Source organism: Marinobacter flavimaris, from assembly GCF_002933295.1.
Taxonomy (GTDB): Bacteria; Pseudomonadota; Gammaproteobacteria; order Pseudomonadales; family Oleiphilaceae; genus Marinobacter; species Marinobacter flavimaris.
Genome location: NZ_PSSW01000003.1, coordinates 315,458 through 331,290 on the forward strand (window position 1 = coordinate 315,458; position 15,833 = coordinate 331,290).

A 15,833-nucleotide genomic window follows, 5' to 3' on the forward strand; every position below is an offset into this window, starting at 1 on the left:
CGTACTTAAAGGATACGCATAAGTATGAACTTACCGAAGCTTCGTTTCGTAAGTACTCGAAAAGCTTCTATCAACTATCATAAATAACAAGTGGAGCTGTCTAGGGAAGGAGGTCGTAGGAATGGTGAACGCAGTGACTCGGGAACAACAGGAGTTTGTCTACAGGCTGTCTCTGGGCCTGGCCCGATCAAAGATTGATGAATTGGATAGTAGCGTCCACGGCTTCATCGCTGAACTTGGCGAACGGCTATGTTCAGATCGTGCCTACCTGATTACGTTGGAGGAAGCTACCCAGACCATATCCATCACCCATGAAGCCTGCAGAAACGGCGTGACACCTCAGAGAGACGCAATCCAGAACATACCGATGGCCCGCTTTCCGTGGCTTAGGGATCAGTTGCAAACTCTCCCGGTGCTTGTCATTCCCGAAGTCGAAGAGCTGCCCTCTGATGCGGAAGAGGAGAAACTGGAATTCCAACGGGAGAGTATTCGTAGCCTCGTTCTTGTCGGTTTGAGACTGGAAGGTCAGGTCCGTGGCATCCTGGGTTTCGATTTTCTTGAACAGTCTCGAGTGCTGGATTCCGAAACAGAAGAATTCGTGCTTCAGGTTGGAGAGGTTCTAGGTGCGTCTGTCCACCGACAGATCCTGGCCAGTCGTAACGTGAGGTTCGAGAATAGCCTTTATCGTTATTCCGACCAGTTCCCGGGCGTTATCTTTCAGTTCAGGATGTATCCAGGCGGGCATGTAACCTTTCCTTTCATCAGCGAAAAAGTTGAAGATATATTCGGGCTTTCGGCTGATCAGCTGAGTAAGGATGCTCAGCCGTTACTGAACCTGATCAAGGATGAAGACAAGGCATCCTTTTTGGAAAAGGTCGATGAATCTCGTCGGTGCATGACGCCGTTCGAAACAAGCTTCCGAGCTTGCAAGAGCGATGGCACGATGGCCTGGGTGGAAGCCAGGTCGGTGCCCGCCCGATTGGCCGACGACAGCATGACCTGGCACGGCTATTTTTTTGATGTGACGGATCGCAAGCAATCGGAATCCGAGATCGAGAAGCTTGCCTTTTACGACCCACTGACCGGCCTGCCCAACCGGCGCCTGCTCAGGGATCGCCTGGCGCAGGCGTTAACCGGGAGCAATCGGGATCATAATCATGGTGCTCTGGTATTTATTGATCTTGATAACTTCAAGAACATCAATGATTCCGCGGGTCATCTGACCGGCGATGAGCTGTTGGTCCAGGTGGGGGAGAGGTTGAAAAACACGGTCCGGGACTGGGATACCGTTGCCCGGCTCGGTGGGGACGAGTTTGTTCTCATTCTGAAGGGGTTTCCCGCCGAGCCGGCCGATGCTGCTGCCAAGGTCGAGAAAGTCTGCGAGAAAATCCGCGATGCCCTCAACGAGCCCTATGATCTCAACGGCATAGAGTACACAGGCACTCCCAGCATCGGCATTACCCTGTTCTATGATCACGACACTTCCCTTGAAGAGCTTCTGAGCCAAGCCGATATGGCCATGTTCCGCGCCAAGGAGGATGGCCGTAACTGCATCCGCTTCTATGACTGCATGATGCAGAAGAAAGTGTCCGAGCGCCTGGCTCTCGAGTCGGACCTCAGGGTGGCACTGCGGAAGAATCAGTTGGCAGTTCACTATCAAGTACTGGTGAATGAGAAAGGTGAGCCTGTGGGCGCCGAGGCTCTGCTTCGGTGGCATTGCCCGGGGCGCGGCATGGTGTCTCCCGCCGCGTTCATTCCTCTGGCCGAGGAAACCGGACTCATTGAATCGGTCGGCTACTGGGTTCTGGAAGACGTTCTCTCGCGGATCGCCAGTTGGAAAGAGCGAGGCGGACCGCTGTCAAAGCTCCAGGTTTCGGTCAACGTGAGTGCCAGGCAGTTCCACCTCCCCTCTTTCTGTTCGACTGTGATGGCACTGCTGAGAAAAACCGGTGCCTCCCCAAGAAACCTGAAAGTAGAAATCACCGAAAGCGCTCTTGCCTACGATCTCGAGTTGGTGGAGGAAACACTTCGAACCCTGAGAAGCATGGGAATACGGATCTCCCTCGATGATTTCGGCACGGGTTATTCGTCCCTCGGCTACTTGAAGCGCCTATCTCTGGATGAGCTGAAAATTGATCAGGGGTTTGTGCGAGACATCCTGGATGATCCCAATGATGCGGCTATCGCAGAGACCATCCTGGCCCTGGCCTCTGCGCTCAAATTGTCAGCGGTGGCCGAAGGTGTGGAAACCAAAGGGCAGCTGGAACGCCTTGTTCGCATGGGGTGCACCCGCTTTCAGGGCTACCATTTCAGCCGCCCGCTTCCGGCGCTGGAGTTCGAGAAGTTGATTGAGCAAGCAAGCGGAGATCGAAAGAGAAGGGCTTGGTAGTTCGCATCCTATCTGTATAAACTGGGACCTCGTTTCTAATCCATTTCAAACAACATTGAGACCAGTCTCTTATGGCAATCTGGACCAGCACCCCGAACCTTGAACACCTTGCCAAAGCCAGCGAAAACACCGCGGTCAGCTACATGGGTATCGAGTACCTTGAAATTGGCGACGACTATGTCAAAGGCCGCATGCCTGTTGATGAGCGTACTGTACAGCCTTTTGGCATTCTGCATGGAGGCGCATCGGTGCTGCTGGCGGAAACCCTTGGCAGTATGGCGGCCAATTGCTGCCTGAAGAACCCGGAAACTGTCGCTGTTGGGCTGGATATCAACGCCAATCACATCCGCCCGGTTACCAAGGGCTGGGTGTATGGCACGGCGAGGCCAGTTCACATCGGTAGTGCCACTCAGGTATGGGAAATTCTGCTTGAGAACGAAGAGGGGAAAACGACCTGTATTTCCCGGCTGACCATGGCGGTGACCAAACGTCCGGGCTGAGAAAGACCGGTCGTGTTTCAGGGTTGTTCGGCGAGGGCCTCTGGGCTGGTAACGATCAGTCCCTGATCCACGAATTCCTGAAGTACGATATCGTAAGTTCCGTCAGGGACCTCCCGGGCAATGCGGTAGATTTCGCCTGAGGCATCTTCGGGGCTGACCTTTAGGTCTACCGTCCAATAGGGTGCCATCACGCTTTTGTCAGACTCCCTGACCAGCAGAACGCAAGGCTTGAGTTTATGCTCCGGCCGGCTCTCCACAACGATGCCAACCTCGCCGTTGACCATCTCGACGATGGACCCTGGCGGGTACACCCCGATCATCTGGATGAAGGCCTCCGCCAGCTCTTCATCGAACTGGGTGCCGCGGTGCTTGTGAATAATTTCCAGCGCCTGCATGGAGGCCCGCCCCTTGTCGTAGACCCGGTTGCTGGTAATGGCATCGTAGGTGTCCACCAATCCTATGATCTTGGCAAAGTAGGGGATTTGCTGGGCGTAAAGGCCTCGGGGATAGCCTGAACCATCCATCCGCTCGTGGTGGCTGAATGCCACATCCACGGCGGTGTTCAGGGAATTGCTGGTCCCCATCAATATGGTGCGGCCGTGGGTGGTGTGGTGACGCATAACGTCGAACTCTTTCGGTGTCAGTGCTCCCGGCTTGTTGAGGATCTCATCGGGAATCCGGGTCTTGCCGACATCATGGAGCAGGCCACACAGGGCCAGATTGCGGATTTCTCCTTCAAGCAATCCAAGGTGTTTGCCAAAGGCAGCGGCCAGAATGGACACATTGATGCAGTGCTCGGCGGTGTACTCATCCTGGTGCTTGATCTTGGTGAGCAGCAGCAGGGCGTTTTCATTGCGGAGTACGCTTTCCACGCAGTGGTTCACCACCGTCCGGGCATTGTTCAGATCCAGGGTACGGCCAACCCTGAGTCCGGACATGATCGATTTGGCGGTTTTCTGGGCCTCCTCGAAGCGTATGATCGCCGTTTCCATCTCCTGTCCGGCGTCGATTTTGTTGATGTACCTGACACGCTTGCGGGGCGGTACAGGCCTACGGGCATTCTTTTCGGGTTCGGTGGCCTGTTTTTTGCGGAACAGTCCCATCAGACCTGGAGACTTACGTGCGGTGCTTTCCCCGTGCTGTGGCAACGGTGCCCCATCGATACGTCCTTCAATAAAAACGAACTCGCACTGTGCCTGCAGCGCATCAATGTCCGCCTGATCACGGACAATAAAGCCCTGAATAAGAAAGTTCGTATCTTCCCAGGGGCGGTCCAGACGAATGACGTGCATGCCGATGGCAAGTTCCGACACGTCGATCTGGCTTTCAATAATTTCCTGATGCGGTGCACTCATACTCTAATCCTGAATCCCTGGAGCACTATTTTGAGGCAAAAAACCTCTGACAGGATGGACCGGATTGCAAAATCTGGTCAAATAATGTTCATTCAACAGGTTGGCGGCCGGTTTCGCCGGGGTTGTGATTCCGGGCGCGGCGTCGCTCAGAGGGGGTCTTCCAATGACTGACCATCGTTCCTTCCATCTCTGGTGGCTTGCACTGGCTGCGGCGCTTATCCCGCTGTTAACCATCCATATCACGCTTACAGTTTCAGTGCTGGAAGGGCATGTGGACCTATGCAATCCATACTGGGACAGCTGCACCAGCATCAGCCGGACTGGTCGTCACGGCACCTCCTACTTCATTTTCAAAGGTACCATGCTGCCGGCGGCTTTGTTGGGCATTCTGTTCTGGTGGCTTAACGGTCGGTGGCTGCGCCAGCTCGGCGTTCATTCCAGCGGTGTGGCCTGGGTCCCCTGGCTGGGCCTGGTGGCCAGCGTCTCGCTCGGCGCCTATACCCTGGCTCTGGGACACGCCGGGGACGGCTTCAACCTGATCCGCCGTATTGGCGTGGTTCTGTATTTCTCGCTCACGTTCATCTGTGAGCTGCTGGTCAGTTCCGGATTGCGCAGCCATCCGTTGTGGAAGAACACGGGCATGAGGCTGCTGAATCTTTGCCAGCTTATTCTGGCGGTAGGCATTCTTTCAGTCATCCTGAATGGCGTGGCGCCCGAGTTCTACAGCCGCAAGGACGATGCATTCGAGTGGATTCTGGCGTTCCTGATCAATGCTCACGCGCTCTGGCTGGCTTTATTGTGGAAGAAAAACCGATTCCGCGTGCGCCTCTGGTCCGATTCCTAGAGTGAGATCAGCCCGCGAATCAGCGCCGCCATTCCGGCGATGGCAGCGATACCTAGAATTACCGGGCGAAGCCCCTCAAAGGGCATACGGTGAACCAGTTTGCCTGACAGCCAGAAGCCCAGGAATACTCCCGGGAAAGTAACTGCGAACAGGAAAAGCTCTCGGGTTCCCAGGTAGCCGGAGGCGAGCAGGCCTGACAGGCTCAGCACGCTGGCAGCCAGGAAGAAGGCCGACATGTTGGCCCTGACCAGCGGACCCTTTTCATTCTGGTAAATCAGCGCAATTGGCGGTCCACCCACGGCGGTAATCGTGCCCATGTAGGTGGAAGCGGCTCCGGCCAGCACGCTGTTCCGTGCGTTGAGCGCCGGCTTGAGACCGCCAACACTGAGCGCTACGCCGGCAAGGATAAGAATGCCGAAGGTCAGTTCGAAGCCTTTGGTCGAAATTACCAGCAACGTCAGTGCTGCCAGGACTGCCCCGGCAACGCCGCCACCGATGGCAAAACGCACTTCCCTGACCTGCAATGCGCCGCGATTGCGGATCAGCATGAATACAGTGAGCAGAGTGGCATTCAGGATCAGGGGACCGGGCACTAACACAGGGCTTATCAGGAATAGCAATGGCGCGGCCAGTGTGCCAATGCCATAGCCGGCCACGCCTTGCAGGCAAGCTCCGGCAAGAATGGCAAGGTTGGCCAGAAGAATCTGTAACAGCGACACATCTGTCAAAGGAAATCACCAAAAAGGTCAGGAGAGTAGGCCGGAGCAACGCCGGTTTGATATTGATACACTGCCGGATTACGAGCATAGCCGAAACGATCGAAGCCCGATGATTCTACAGACTGAAAATCGAAACTGCCCCTGCGGCAGCGGTAAATCCTACAGCGAATGCTGCCAGCCTCTCCATCATGGCGAAGCAGCGTCTACTCCGGAAGCGCTGATGCGATCCCGGTACGCGGCCTTCGTTCTCAAGCTGCCCGATTATCTGCGGGCCACCTGGCACGAGAGCTCACGGCCAGAGACACTCAGCCTGGAAGACTCACCAGACTGGACCTCTTTGCAGATCCTGGAAACCAACCAGTCCGGCGATCGTGGTACGGTGCTTTTTCGTGCGGTCTGTCGTCTGGGCAAGGGCTGGGGGTTTCTTGAAGAAAACTCCGATTTTGTCCGGGAGCAGGGTCGTTGGTATTACCTTCGAGGTGATACCAGCGAGGGCCAGTTGAAGCCCGGTCGCAACGAACCCTGCCCCTGCGGGAGTGGCCGAAAGCACAAGGCCTGCTGCCTGTAAACGCCCGTTACTCGAAGGACGGCAGTTCGGGTTTGGCAACCGGTTTGTTGGCTTCCTGCCAGGCATCGAATCCTCCGGCGATGGACTGCACGTGCATGTAGCCCATTTCTTTAAGGGCTTTGGCACTCAGCGCGGCGCGCCCGGATGTCTTGCAGTAACAGACGATGTTCATGTTGCGGCTCTCGAACGCCGGATCATTGGTGAACTTGAACTCCAGCAAACCACGGGAAATATTGACCGCGCCGGGTATGTGGCCGGCCCGGTACTCATCCGCATCACGCACATCGAGGAGTAAGTCAGCGTTCTTGATGGCGTCTTCCGCCTGATCAAGAGGTACTTCCTGAATCTCTTTCCTGGCGGCTTCAACCAGATCGTGGGCAGTTTTCATGGGTAAGCTCCTCATACTGATGGAATAAGGTTATACCTCAGGATAAGGGTTTGAGGCGCCGGGCGACACCCCGTACATGCATGACTAAGCGGTTTCGTTATCTCCGATGGCGCAGGCGTATTTACGCTCATAGCGTTTGTCTGCCCATTTCCCGTAGATGCGCGAGGCCACCTGGAAGATACCTGGCCACAGCAGGGGTTTGAACAGAAAACCAAAGGGCGTGTGGGACCAGGCGCGAACATTTGCGGGCAGACCGATGACCCACTCGCCGGTCCAGGTCATCAGGTGCAGGCGCCTGAGCAGGGCTTCGTGACTTGGCAGGTTGGCGCTGCCTTCACGCTGTTCATGGATGTTTGCAAAGATCAGATTGCCACGCTGGAGTTTGCGCAGGGTGCGGATCTCTTTGGCGCAAAGAGGGCATTGTCCGTCGTAAAACAGGGTGTCATAACGGGGCTCCATCGAGTCCTCCAAGGGTCAGAATCTGTTTCCGGGCGTTCGCCTTGTGGTCTTCCAGCGTTTCCACGATCCCATTGAGCGCGGCTGGCAGTACCTCTGGCGCCGCCTGGCGGAACTGGTCGAGAAGCAAAATCTGAACGTGCAGATCCTGGAACCGGCCATAGAGCTCTTGCCGCTCCTTTAACGTTTTCAGGTTGCGCTTCCAGGTTTTTGCATCCAGTTCCATCAGGTAACGGATTCGTTTGAGTTGCTTGCGCAGCCGATGGATATCTTCATCCGGTGAAGTATGCATCAGCTCGGCAGTGCGTTTATTGAACTCCTTGATACGACGTTCCACGGCCCTTCGGATGTCTTTCGGCCGGAGTGTTGCGGCCAATTTCTGAAACTTTCGCGAATCAATCAGATTGCGCCAGTGTTCCAGGCTGTCCCGGTAGCGCTTGCTTTTCAGTCGCTTTGCCAGCTTTTCATGATGGCTGGCGGCTTCGCGCTCGAACCAGATCTGCAAGGCTGCCCGAATTTCCGCGTCATCTGCGCAAAGTTCCGGCAGGTCCTGAAGAAACACGTGAAGGTCGCGCAGTGGGCCCGTTGCCCTTGCATGGCGCTTCAGGGTTTTAACCCCCTTGGCCAGCGACTTGTCAGCAGTCACGTCCTGAACCGATTCGGCGATAGCACGGCTGCGTCGAATCGCAATCCGGTACTGGTGCAGAAATTCGTCATCCAGGCCAAGGGCGACGCCCCGTTCCAGTTGCCTTAGCCGATCGAGTTGATGGTGAAGGGCCTTGGGAATGTCCCTTGCAGGATCGTCCCCCGCGGTTCTGGCTCTCTTTTTAAGCTTTCGTTCGCAGTGGGCGTAGCTGTAATCCTGTGGCGTTATCAGAGTCACCAGTTTGCCCTTGCCGCGACCAATCTGGCGCCAGTGTTTGATCGAAAGCCGGATGTGAATAACGCTGGCGGTGGGTAGCTGTTCCGGGGGCTGCTTCAGGAGCGACTGGGCCAGTTCCAGTAACGCCGGGTTGTGGCCGACCAGGGTAATCTGTGGGGCGTCTGCCTGCTCTTCAAGCCATGCGAGTAGTCGCCGATAGTCGAAGGTATACAGCTCACTCAGGGTATGGCAGCGCTCGGCTGCGACTGTGTCGGGAAGTATGCCTTGAAGTGTCGCGACGGCCCGCCTGGCGTTGCTGCTGTATATCTCGCCTTCGAACGCGCCGACAGATTTCAGGGCATTTCCCAATGGGGCCAGTTGGCTGACACCCCGCGCATTGAGGGGGCGTTCCCGGTCAGAAAGTGATTCATCGGCCCAACTGGACTTGGCGTGGCGTACCAGAAACAGGTGCTTCATTGGCCTACCTTCGTAGTGATCCTTCAGTCTGATTCCCGCTCAAGACAATCGGGTTACTGCCGTTACTGTACCTAGCTGAAAATAATGGTGGAAGGTTTGTCCGTTGGCAGGCGGCTTGGCGAATCAGTGCGCCTGCTGAAACCTGCCTTAACAAACTGGAACAGATCACTCTGAGTGGTCCGTGGATAATCCTCACCAACGGAAATTCCCTGGAGAGTTCGGAAAGATGAATGTCTTGAGCAAAGTGAAAATACGCACGCGCTTGCTGGTGGCGGTGCTTGTGCCGGTACTCGTCACGGCGGCAACATTGGCGTGGATCACCGCCAGTCAGATTCAGGCCAATGGTGAAGATGAGCTCAAGCGTCTTGAGAACAGCCTCCTCGAAGCACGGAAGGCTGGTTTACAGAACCTCATTGATGCCGCAGAGGCCGTGGTTCTGGAGGCCAAGAATGACCCATCGATGACGGAGGCGGAAGCGAAGGAGGCGGCAGCGGCGCGCCTGCGCTCGATCCGTTTTGATGAGACGAACTACGTGTTCGCCTACACCAGGGATGTATACAACCTGGCCTATGCTCCGGACCCTTCCAAGGAAGGACCGACCAAGAATCCGGTTGTCAGGGGGTTGGTGGCCGATCTGTTCGCCGCTGCCCGCGGCGAGGGCTTCTACGGCTATGACTGGATGAACCCTGCCTCCGGCAATGAAGAACCCAAGATGTCCTATTCCACCATTATCCCGGACTGGGACTGGATGATCGGTGCTGGTGTCTACATTACCGATATTGACCGGCAGGTCGCTGCTGCTCGCGAGGACATTGAGGCGGGCATGGCGGAGGCCTTGGGCTTTATCCTTCTGGTGACGGTTGTGGTTGTCGTAATCGCTTTGGTGATCGGCGTATTCGTTGGCCGTAGCGTGACCCGGCCGCTGAAGAACGTCAGTAACATGATGCAGGAAATTGCTGATGGTGAGGGCGATCTCCGCCAGCGGTTGCCGGATGAGGGTACCGACGAGCTGGCCGAGCTCGGTCGTCGTTTCAATGCCTTTGTCGTCAAGATCCAGGACACCATGCGCGAAGTTGGCGCCACTACGGATCAGGTAGCGTCCGCGGCCGAAGAGCTCAGCCGGGTCGCGAATGAAACCCGGGCCTCGGTTCAGGAGCAGGGCTCCGAGACTGACCAGATTGCCTCTGCGATCAATGAAATGGCCGCGACCATCCAGCAGATTTCCGGTAATGCCAATGAGGTTGAGAGCTCGGCCTCGGATGCCGACCGCATGGCCCGTGAGGGTGGTGAAACCATCAGCAGTGCCCAGGGCGCGGTGAACAAGCTGTCCGAGGAGATCGAGGACACAGCCCGCAGTATCAACGCCCTTGCGGAAAAATCCGATGAGATCCAGCAGGTGCTGGATGTCATCCATGCGGTGACTGAACAGACCAACCTGCTGGCTCTCAATGCCGCCATTGAGGCAGCCCGGGCCGGCGAGCATGGCCGTGGGTTCTCGGTGGTTGCTGATGAAGTGCGCCAGCTTGCAAAGCGCAGCGCCGAGTCCGCTGATCAGATTCGTACCATGATTGACGGCTTTGTGACTGAATCCAAGGCATCGGTGGAGCGGATGAACAAATCACGCAACCGCTCAACGGAAACGGTCGAAAGGATCAATCATGCAACCAGCTCGCTGCGAACCATCGAAACCTCGGTTGGCAAGATCCATGATCAGGTAACCCAGATCGCAACAGCCTCGGAGCAACAAAGCCAGGTGGCCGAAGAGATTAACCAGAACGTCGTGCGGATCGTTGATGCTGCCCAGCGCAGTGACACTGGCGTAACCCAGACCAACGAGGCCAGCCACGAACTGGCGCGCTTGGGTGAGAGCCTCCGTGAGCTGGTAGGGCAGTTCAAGGTCTGATATTGGCTCATGGTGGTCTGCCCATTGGCGGAACACCATGAGGAAGCTATGATGGTTACGCGAAAGAAATACCTGTTTTCATACCAACAATAATGGAAGCCAACACAATGACAATCCGGAAAACACTGCTTGCGGCCGTGGCCGCTGCGGCTACTGCGTTCAGCGTGTCCTCGGTGGCCGAGGAAAACTATACCTTGCGCCTTGCGCAAACCTGGGGGCCCAACTCTCCGGTACTGGGAGAGACAGTTCAGCATATGGCGGACATGGCAGAAACCATGTCAGACGGCCGCTTGCAGATTCGCATAGATCCGTCCAACAAGCACAAGGCGCCTTTCGGGATTTTTGATCTGGTGCGCAATGGCCAGTACGACATGGGCCATACCGCGTCCTATTACTACAAGGGCTCTATCCCGAACGCCATGTACTTCACCACCATTCCGTTCGGGCTGATCGCGCCCGAGATGTACGCCTGGTTCTACCACGGTGAGGGCATGGAGCTGATGCAGAAGGTGTATGAGCCCTACGGCATGCTCTCCTTCCCGGGTGGTAATACCGGTAATCAGATGGGTGGCTGGTTCCGCAAGGAGATTAACTCCCTTGAAGACCTCAAGGGCCTGAAGATGCGCACCCCCGGTTTTGCCGGCGAGGTTATGTCTGAACTGGGCGTTGCCGTGACCAACCTGCCGCCAGGTGAGCTCTATACTGCCCTCGAGCGTGGCACCGTGGACGCCGTTGAGTGGGTCGGCCCTGCCCTCGATTTCCAGATGGGCTTTCATCAGATCGCCAAGTACTACTATTCGGGTTGGCAGGAGCCGGGCGCGGAAGTCCAGTTCCTGATCAACAAGAAGACCTGGGAAGAGCTGCCAAAGGATCTGCAGGAGATCCTGCGGGTTTCCATGCGCACCGCTGCCTATGACATGTACATCCAGAGCACCCACCAGAGTGGTGTCGCCTGGGATCGCATGAAAGAAGACTATCCGGATGTGACTCACAAGGTATTCCCGCCGGAAGTCATTGATGCCCTGCGCAGCACCACTAACCGGTTGCTGGCCGAAGCCGCTGAGAAAGATCCGCTTGCGAAGGAAATTATCGATTCACAGCGTGACTACCTCAAGCAGGTTCGTCAGTGGACCAACATTTCCGACAAGGCCTATCTGAACAGTGTGGCTGAAGACTGAAGCCTGACAATACCTGAGAGCCCGTCGAAGGCTTGAGGGCTTTGTCAGTCAAAGGGGCGCCGGGGCTGTAATACTCCGGCGCCCCTTTTTGTTTGCGTCGGTTTCTGGAAAAATAGGCCGCTCATTCTTTGGGCAGCGCCGATGAAACAGACACTGCTATCCCTGAGCAATCTTTCCAAGCAATTCGGTGGCAAAACGGTGCTCGACGGTCTGGATCTTGAGATCTACGACGGCGAGTTCATTACCCTGTTGGGGCCTTCCGGCTGCGGTAAGACTACGCTGCTGCGCCTCATGGCGGGCTTTGAGCATCCTGACGAGGGCACCATTACCCTGGCGGGAGAAAATCTCACTCACACCGCCCCGGAAAACCGGCCGCTGAATACCGTTTTCCAGCACTACGCGCTGTTCCCCCACATGTCAGTGTTCGACAACGTGGCCTACGGCCTGAAGATGGAAAAACGTCCCAAGGACGAGATTCGCCAGCGTGTCGATGAAGCCCTGGCCATGGTGCAGTTGCAGGATTTTGCCCGGCGCAAACCCCATCAGTTGTCCGGCGGACAGCAGCAGAGGGTCGCCATTGCCCGCGCGGTGGTCAAACGCCCACGCCTGCTACTGCTGGATGAACCCCTTTCGGCCCTCGATTACAAACTGCGTCGCACCATGCAGGTGGAGCTGAAGCGACTGCAGCGGGAGCTCGGCATCACCTTTGTCTTTGTGACCCACGATCAGGAAGAGGCGCTGTCGATGTCGGATCGGGTGGTGGTGCTCAAGGATGGCCTCGTTCAGCAACTGGGAACGCCCCGGGAAGTCTATGAGCGACCGGCGAATCTGTTCACCGCGCGGTTTGTGGGTGAGACGAACTTTTTTCCGGGCACCGTTGAGTCGGTTCAGGACGGTTCCATTACGGTGGATGTGTTTGGCCTCAAGCGAACACTGCGTCGTCCGGATTTTCCGGTGCAGGCCGAGCAGTCCCTGCATGTCCTGCTGCGACCGGAAGATATCCGCGTTCTCGACCCTGACGACGAGAACGGCGTCGCAGGCAAGATTGTCGAGCGCAATTACAAGGGCAGCACGCTGGATTCGGTCATCCATCTCGCCGATGGCACCGAAGTTCTGGCCAGTGAATTCTTTGATGAAGATGACCCGGCGTTTGATTACCGGCTTGGAGAGCCCGTAAAAGTCAGCTGGGTTGATGGTTGGGAATGGCTGCTTCCAGAAGAAGCCAGCCAGAGGAGCGAAGAGGAACTGCCGGCCGATGCATAGCATTATGCAGCAGCCGTTCAAAAACGCTGTCCTGATTCTGGTCTGGGGCTGGCTCCTGTTCCTGGTACTGGCGCCGAATCTACTGGTGGTAGGCGCCAGTGTCATGACCCGTGACCCGGTCTCGTTTCTGTCGCTGCCCCTGAACCTGGATGCCTATCGCCAGCTGTTTGATCCGCTGTATCTGGACGTCTTCCTGCACTCCCTGTACATGGCGGCGATGACCACGCTGGTGTGTTTGCTGATTGGCTATCCGTTTGCCTGGGCCCTGTCCAAAGTGGGCAAGCAACGTCAGCTGGTCCTGATCTTCCTTCTGATCGTGCCGTTCTGGACCAACTCTCTGGTGCGCACCTACGCACTGAAGCTGATCCTCGCCACCAATGGGTTGCTGAACAGCGCCTTGATGTCGATCGGGCTTATCGATGAGCCGCTACAGCTGCTTTACACCGAGGGCGCAGTCATCATTGGCCTGGTGTATCTGCTGTTGCCGTTCATGATCCTGCCACTGTATTCGGTGTTTGAGGATCTGAAGCAGGAGCTGCTGCTGGCTTCTCATGATCTGGGCGCGGGTCGGCTTTCCACCTTTGTGCACGTAATAGTTCCGCTCACATTGCCCGGAGTGCTGGCCGGCGTGATGCTGGTCTTGCTGCCGGCCATGGGCCTGTTCTTCGTTCCGGATATTCTGGGCGGTTCGAGAAACCTGCTGGTAGGCAACGTGATCAAGAACCAGTTCCTCGATGCCCGCAACTGGCCTTTCGGGGCCGCCGCCAGCATCGTGCTGACCGTGACCATGGCGTTTCTCATGTTTGCCCACCGGTTGAGCAAGCGGCGTATCGGTGAGGAGGGCGCGTGATGACAAAGTGGCTGCCCCGAACCTATCTCACACTGGTCTACCTCCTGCTTTATGTTCCCATCGTGGTGCTGGTGGTGTTCTCGTTCAACGAGTCCCGCACCGGCTATGCCTGGGGTGGCCTCAGCCTGCGCTGGTACGAGTCGCTGTTTAACAACCGGGCCATGGTCACCGCCATGTGGAATTCGCTCTGGCTGGCGCTGTCTGCCGCCACTGTGTCCACGGTGATAGGTGCCCTGACCGCCCTGGCCCTGCACCGGTACCGGTTCCGGGGCAAAAAGCTGCTGAACGGCATGCTGTTTGTGGTGATGATGTCTCCGGAGATTGTCCTGGCGATCTCCCTGCTGGCCCTGTTCCTTCTGGTAGGGCTGCAGCTGGGTTACGTTTCCCTGCTGCTGGCCCATGTCACCTTCTGTCTACCGTTTGTGGTGATCACGGTGATGGCCCGGTTGAGCGGTTTCGATGAGAGCCTGCCCGAGGCCGCCCGGGACCTGGGCGCTTCTGATTTCACGATGACCCGCACCGTGCTGATCCCGGTGATCATGCCGGCGTTACTGGCAGGTTGGCTGCTAGGGTTTACACTGTCCCTCGATGATGTGGTGGTCAGTACGTTTGTCAGTGGCCCCAGCTATGAAATTCTGCCCCTTCGCATCTACTCAATGGTGCGCGTGGGCCTGAAACCCGAGGTGAATGCCCTGGGCACACTGTTGCTGGTGTTTTCACTGGTTATGCTGATGTTGTCTCAATGGATTCTGATAAGGAGCAAACGATGAAGAAACTGGCACTTGCCGGCTTGCTGGCGGTGGGGTTAACGGGGTGCAGTTCCGAGGAGCCCCAGGTTCTTAACCTCTATAACTGGTCTGAGTATATGCCTCAGGAAGTCCTCGACCGTTTCACCGAGGAAACCGGCATCCAGGTGGTCTACACCACCTACGACAGTAACGAGGCCATGTATGCCCGTTTGAAGCTGCTGGATGACAGTGCGGCTTATGACCTTGCGGTGCCGTCGACCTACTACGTCAGCAAGATGCGCCAGGAAGACCTGCTGCTGCCGATTGATCGCAGTAAGATCGAGGGCTTCGATAACCTGGATCCGGAGCTGGTGAACCTGGATATCGACCCGGAGAACCAATTCTCGGTGCCTTATCTGTGGGGCACTACGGGGCTGGCCGTGGATACTGCAGATATTGAAGGTGAGCCGGTTACTGCCTGGGAAGACCTGTGGGAAGATCGCTTCGATGGCCGGGTGATGCTCACCAACGACATGCGGGAAGTTTTCCACGTTGGCCTGCGGGTGCTGGGCTATTCCGGCAACAGCACCAATCCGGACGAGATCGAGGCAGCCTATGAAAAGCTTGCCGAGCTGATGCCTTCGGTTCGCACCTTCAATTCCGATGCGCCCCGCATGCCCTACCTGGAAGGTGAGGCCGACGTGGGCATGATCTGGAACGGCGAGGCCGTGATGGGCAAGGACACCATGGAGTCGCTCGAATATGTCTATCCGGAAGAGGGTATCATTGCCTGGCTGGACAGCTTCGTTATTCCGAAAAACGCCAAGAATCCGGAAGCGGCCCATCAGTTCATCAGTTTCGTGCTGCAACCTGAAATCTCCGCCCTGATCAGCGAGGAGATTGGTTATGCGACACCAAATCTGGCGGCGAGGGACCTGTTGCCGGACGAAGTTGCGAATAACCGGGCAAGCTATCCGAACGCCACCGACATGATCAATGCCGAGTTCCAGACCGACATCGGTGACGACGCCCTGCAGGTCTATGCCAAGTACTGGGAGATGTTGAAGTCCGGGCGTTGAGCGCGTCGATACTTCATGGCACCACTGAAAACGGAGGCTGCGGCCTCCGTTTTTTTGCGCCGGGTTTCACAAAACTGCAATACATGGTCTATTACTTCCTGATAACAAATGGTTAGCAAACTTCTGGAATTGCCACCAGTAAGGACACGTTATGATCATGCCCTCTCGTTCGACACTGAACCGTGCTTTTTTTTGCTGTCTGCAGCCCTTGCCACCGCCAGTTTTTCCGGCACCACGCTGGCCGAAGATCTGCGCCTGATCACCTGAGGTGGCT

At 56.6% G+C, this 15,833-nt stretch carries 16 protein-coding genes; 11 read left to right on the plus strand and 5 right to left on the minus strand.

Translation table 11 applies throughout. The features are described 5' to 3' along the window. The first annotated feature begins 121 nt into the window (after nt 1–121). Together MDHKLMBL_RS07465 and MDHKLMBL_RS07470 are read left to right on the plus strand one after the other, a co-directional pair. Nucleotides 122–2,389: a putative bifunctional diguanylate cyclase/phosphodiesterase gene (locus tag MDHKLMBL_RS07465; protein ID WP_104270489.1), complete on the plus strand. Its 2,268-nt coding sequence runs from the start codon at nt 122–124 to the stop codon at nt 2,387–2,389. A 71-nt stretch (nt 2,390–2,460) separates the two neighbouring features. Next, on the plus strand, nt 2,461–2,889 hold the full coding sequence (locus MDHKLMBL_RS07470; RefSeq protein WP_104270490.1) for a hotdog fold thioesterase: 429 nt from the start codon (nt 2,461–2,463) through the stop codon (nt 2,887–2,889). A gap of 17 nt (nt 2,890–2,906) precedes the next feature. Here the strand turns inward: MDHKLMBL_RS07470 and MDHKLMBL_RS07475 are convergent, their stop codons facing one another. Next, a complete protein-coding gene (locus MDHKLMBL_RS07475; protein WP_104270491.1) occupies nt 2,907–4,244 on the minus strand; it encodes an HD-GYP domain-containing protein in 1,338 nt (445 codons plus the stop codon). Nucleotides 4,245–4,407: 163 nt separating this feature from the next. Between MDHKLMBL_RS07475 and MDHKLMBL_RS07480 the strand changes: the two genes are divergently transcribed. Beyond that, nucleotides 4,408–5,088 carry a hypothetical protein gene (locus MDHKLMBL_RS07480; protein ID WP_104270492.1) on the plus strand — a complete coding sequence of 227 codons (681 nt, stop codon included), beginning with the start codon at nt 4,408–4,410 and terminating at the stop codon, nt 5,086–5,088. Here MDHKLMBL_RS07480 and MDHKLMBL_RS07485 read toward each other — a convergent pair. Beyond that, nucleotides 5,085–5,807, minus strand: coding sequence for a sulfite exporter TauE/SafE family protein (locus tag MDHKLMBL_RS07485; protein ID WP_227497899.1), 723 nt, complete (start codon nt 5,805–5,807; stop codon nt 5,085–5,087). The two genes, MDHKLMBL_RS07480 and MDHKLMBL_RS07485, sit on opposite strands and share 4 nt — an antisense overlap. Nucleotides 5,808–5,916: 109 nt before the next feature. Here MDHKLMBL_RS07485 and MDHKLMBL_RS07490 point away from each other — a divergent pair, with 109 nt between their 5' ends. Then, a complete protein-coding gene (locus tag MDHKLMBL_RS07490; RefSeq protein WP_104270493.1) occupies nt 5,917–6,375 on the plus strand; it encodes a YchJ family protein in 459 nt (152 codons plus the stop codon). Nucleotides 6,376–6,382: 7 nt separating this feature from the next. Here the strand turns inward: MDHKLMBL_RS07490 and MDHKLMBL_RS07495 are convergent, their stop codons facing one another. The 3 genes from MDHKLMBL_RS07495 to MDHKLMBL_RS07505 all read right to left on the minus strand — a co-directional run bounded on the left by MDHKLMBL_RS07495 (nt 6,383) and on the right by MDHKLMBL_RS07505 (nt 8,558). Next, nucleotides 6,383–6,763: a rhodanese-like domain-containing protein gene (locus tag MDHKLMBL_RS07495; protein ID WP_053113772.1), complete on the minus strand. Its 381-nt coding sequence runs from the start codon at nt 6,761–6,763 to the stop codon at nt 6,383–6,385. An 84-nt stretch (nt 6,764–6,847) separates the two neighbouring features. Continuing rightward, complete coding sequence (locus MDHKLMBL_RS07500; protein WP_104270494.1) at nt 6,848–7,222, minus strand: thiol-disulfide oxidoreductase DCC family protein; 375 nt, start codon at nt 7,220–7,222, stop codon at nt 6,848–6,850. Continuing rightward, entirely contained in the window at nt 7,206–8,558 is a 1,353-nt protein-coding gene (locus MDHKLMBL_RS07505; protein WP_104270495.1) for a CHAD domain-containing protein, read from the minus strand. Before MDHKLMBL_RS07505 ends, MDHKLMBL_RS07500 begins: the two co-directional genes overlap by 17 nt. 226 nt (nt 8,559–8,784) lie before the next feature. Between MDHKLMBL_RS07505 and MDHKLMBL_RS07510 the strand changes: the two genes are divergently transcribed. From MDHKLMBL_RS07510 to MDHKLMBL_RS21145, 7 genes are all read left to right on the plus strand, one after another. Beyond that, nucleotides 8,785–10,461 carry a methyl-accepting chemotaxis protein gene (locus tag MDHKLMBL_RS07510; RefSeq protein WP_104270496.1) on the plus strand — a complete coding sequence of 559 codons (1,677 nt, stop codon included), beginning with the start codon at nt 8,785–8,787 and terminating at the stop codon, nt 10,459–10,461. A 107-nt stretch (nt 10,462–10,568) separates the two neighbouring features. Then, nucleotides 10,569–11,639, plus strand: coding sequence for a TRAP transporter substrate-binding protein (locus MDHKLMBL_RS07515; protein ID WP_199185492.1), 1,071 nt, complete (start codon nt 10,569–10,571; stop codon nt 11,637–11,639). A gap of 141 nt (nt 11,640–11,780) precedes the next feature. Beyond that, a complete protein-coding gene (potA, locus tag MDHKLMBL_RS07520) occupies nt 11,781–12,902 on the plus strand; it encodes a spermidine/putrescine ABC transporter ATP-binding protein PotA (protein WP_088558365.1) in 1,122 nt (373 codons plus the stop codon). After that, on the plus strand, nt 12,895–13,752 hold the full coding sequence (gene potB / locus MDHKLMBL_RS07525; protein ID WP_041645954.1) for a spermidine/putrescine ABC transporter permease PotB: 858 nt from the start codon (nt 12,895–12,897) through the stop codon (nt 13,750–13,752). Before potA ends, potB begins: the two co-directional genes overlap by 8 nt. Next, a complete protein-coding gene (gene potC / locus MDHKLMBL_RS07530; protein ID WP_041645956.1) occupies nt 13,752–14,522 on the plus strand; it encodes a spermidine/putrescine ABC transporter permease PotC in 771 nt (256 codons plus the stop codon). The genes potB and potC overlap by 1 nt, the downstream gene beginning before the upstream one ends. Next, nucleotides 14,519–15,559 carry an extracellular solute-binding protein gene (locus MDHKLMBL_RS07535; protein ID WP_014579176.1) on the plus strand — a complete coding sequence of 347 codons (1,041 nt, stop codon included), beginning with the start codon at nt 14,519–14,521 and terminating at the stop codon, nt 15,557–15,559. The genes potC and MDHKLMBL_RS07535 overlap by 4 nt, the downstream gene beginning before the upstream one ends. Before the next feature lie 108 nt (nt 15,560–15,667). Next, the gene (locus tag MDHKLMBL_RS21145; RefSeq protein ID WP_162490507.1) at nt 15,668–15,826 is read left to right on the plus strand and encodes a hypothetical protein; all 159 of its coding nucleotides are present in this window, start codon (nt 15,668–15,670) and stop codon (nt 15,824–15,826) included. The last annotated feature ends 7 nt before the right edge of the window (nt 15,827–15,833 follow it).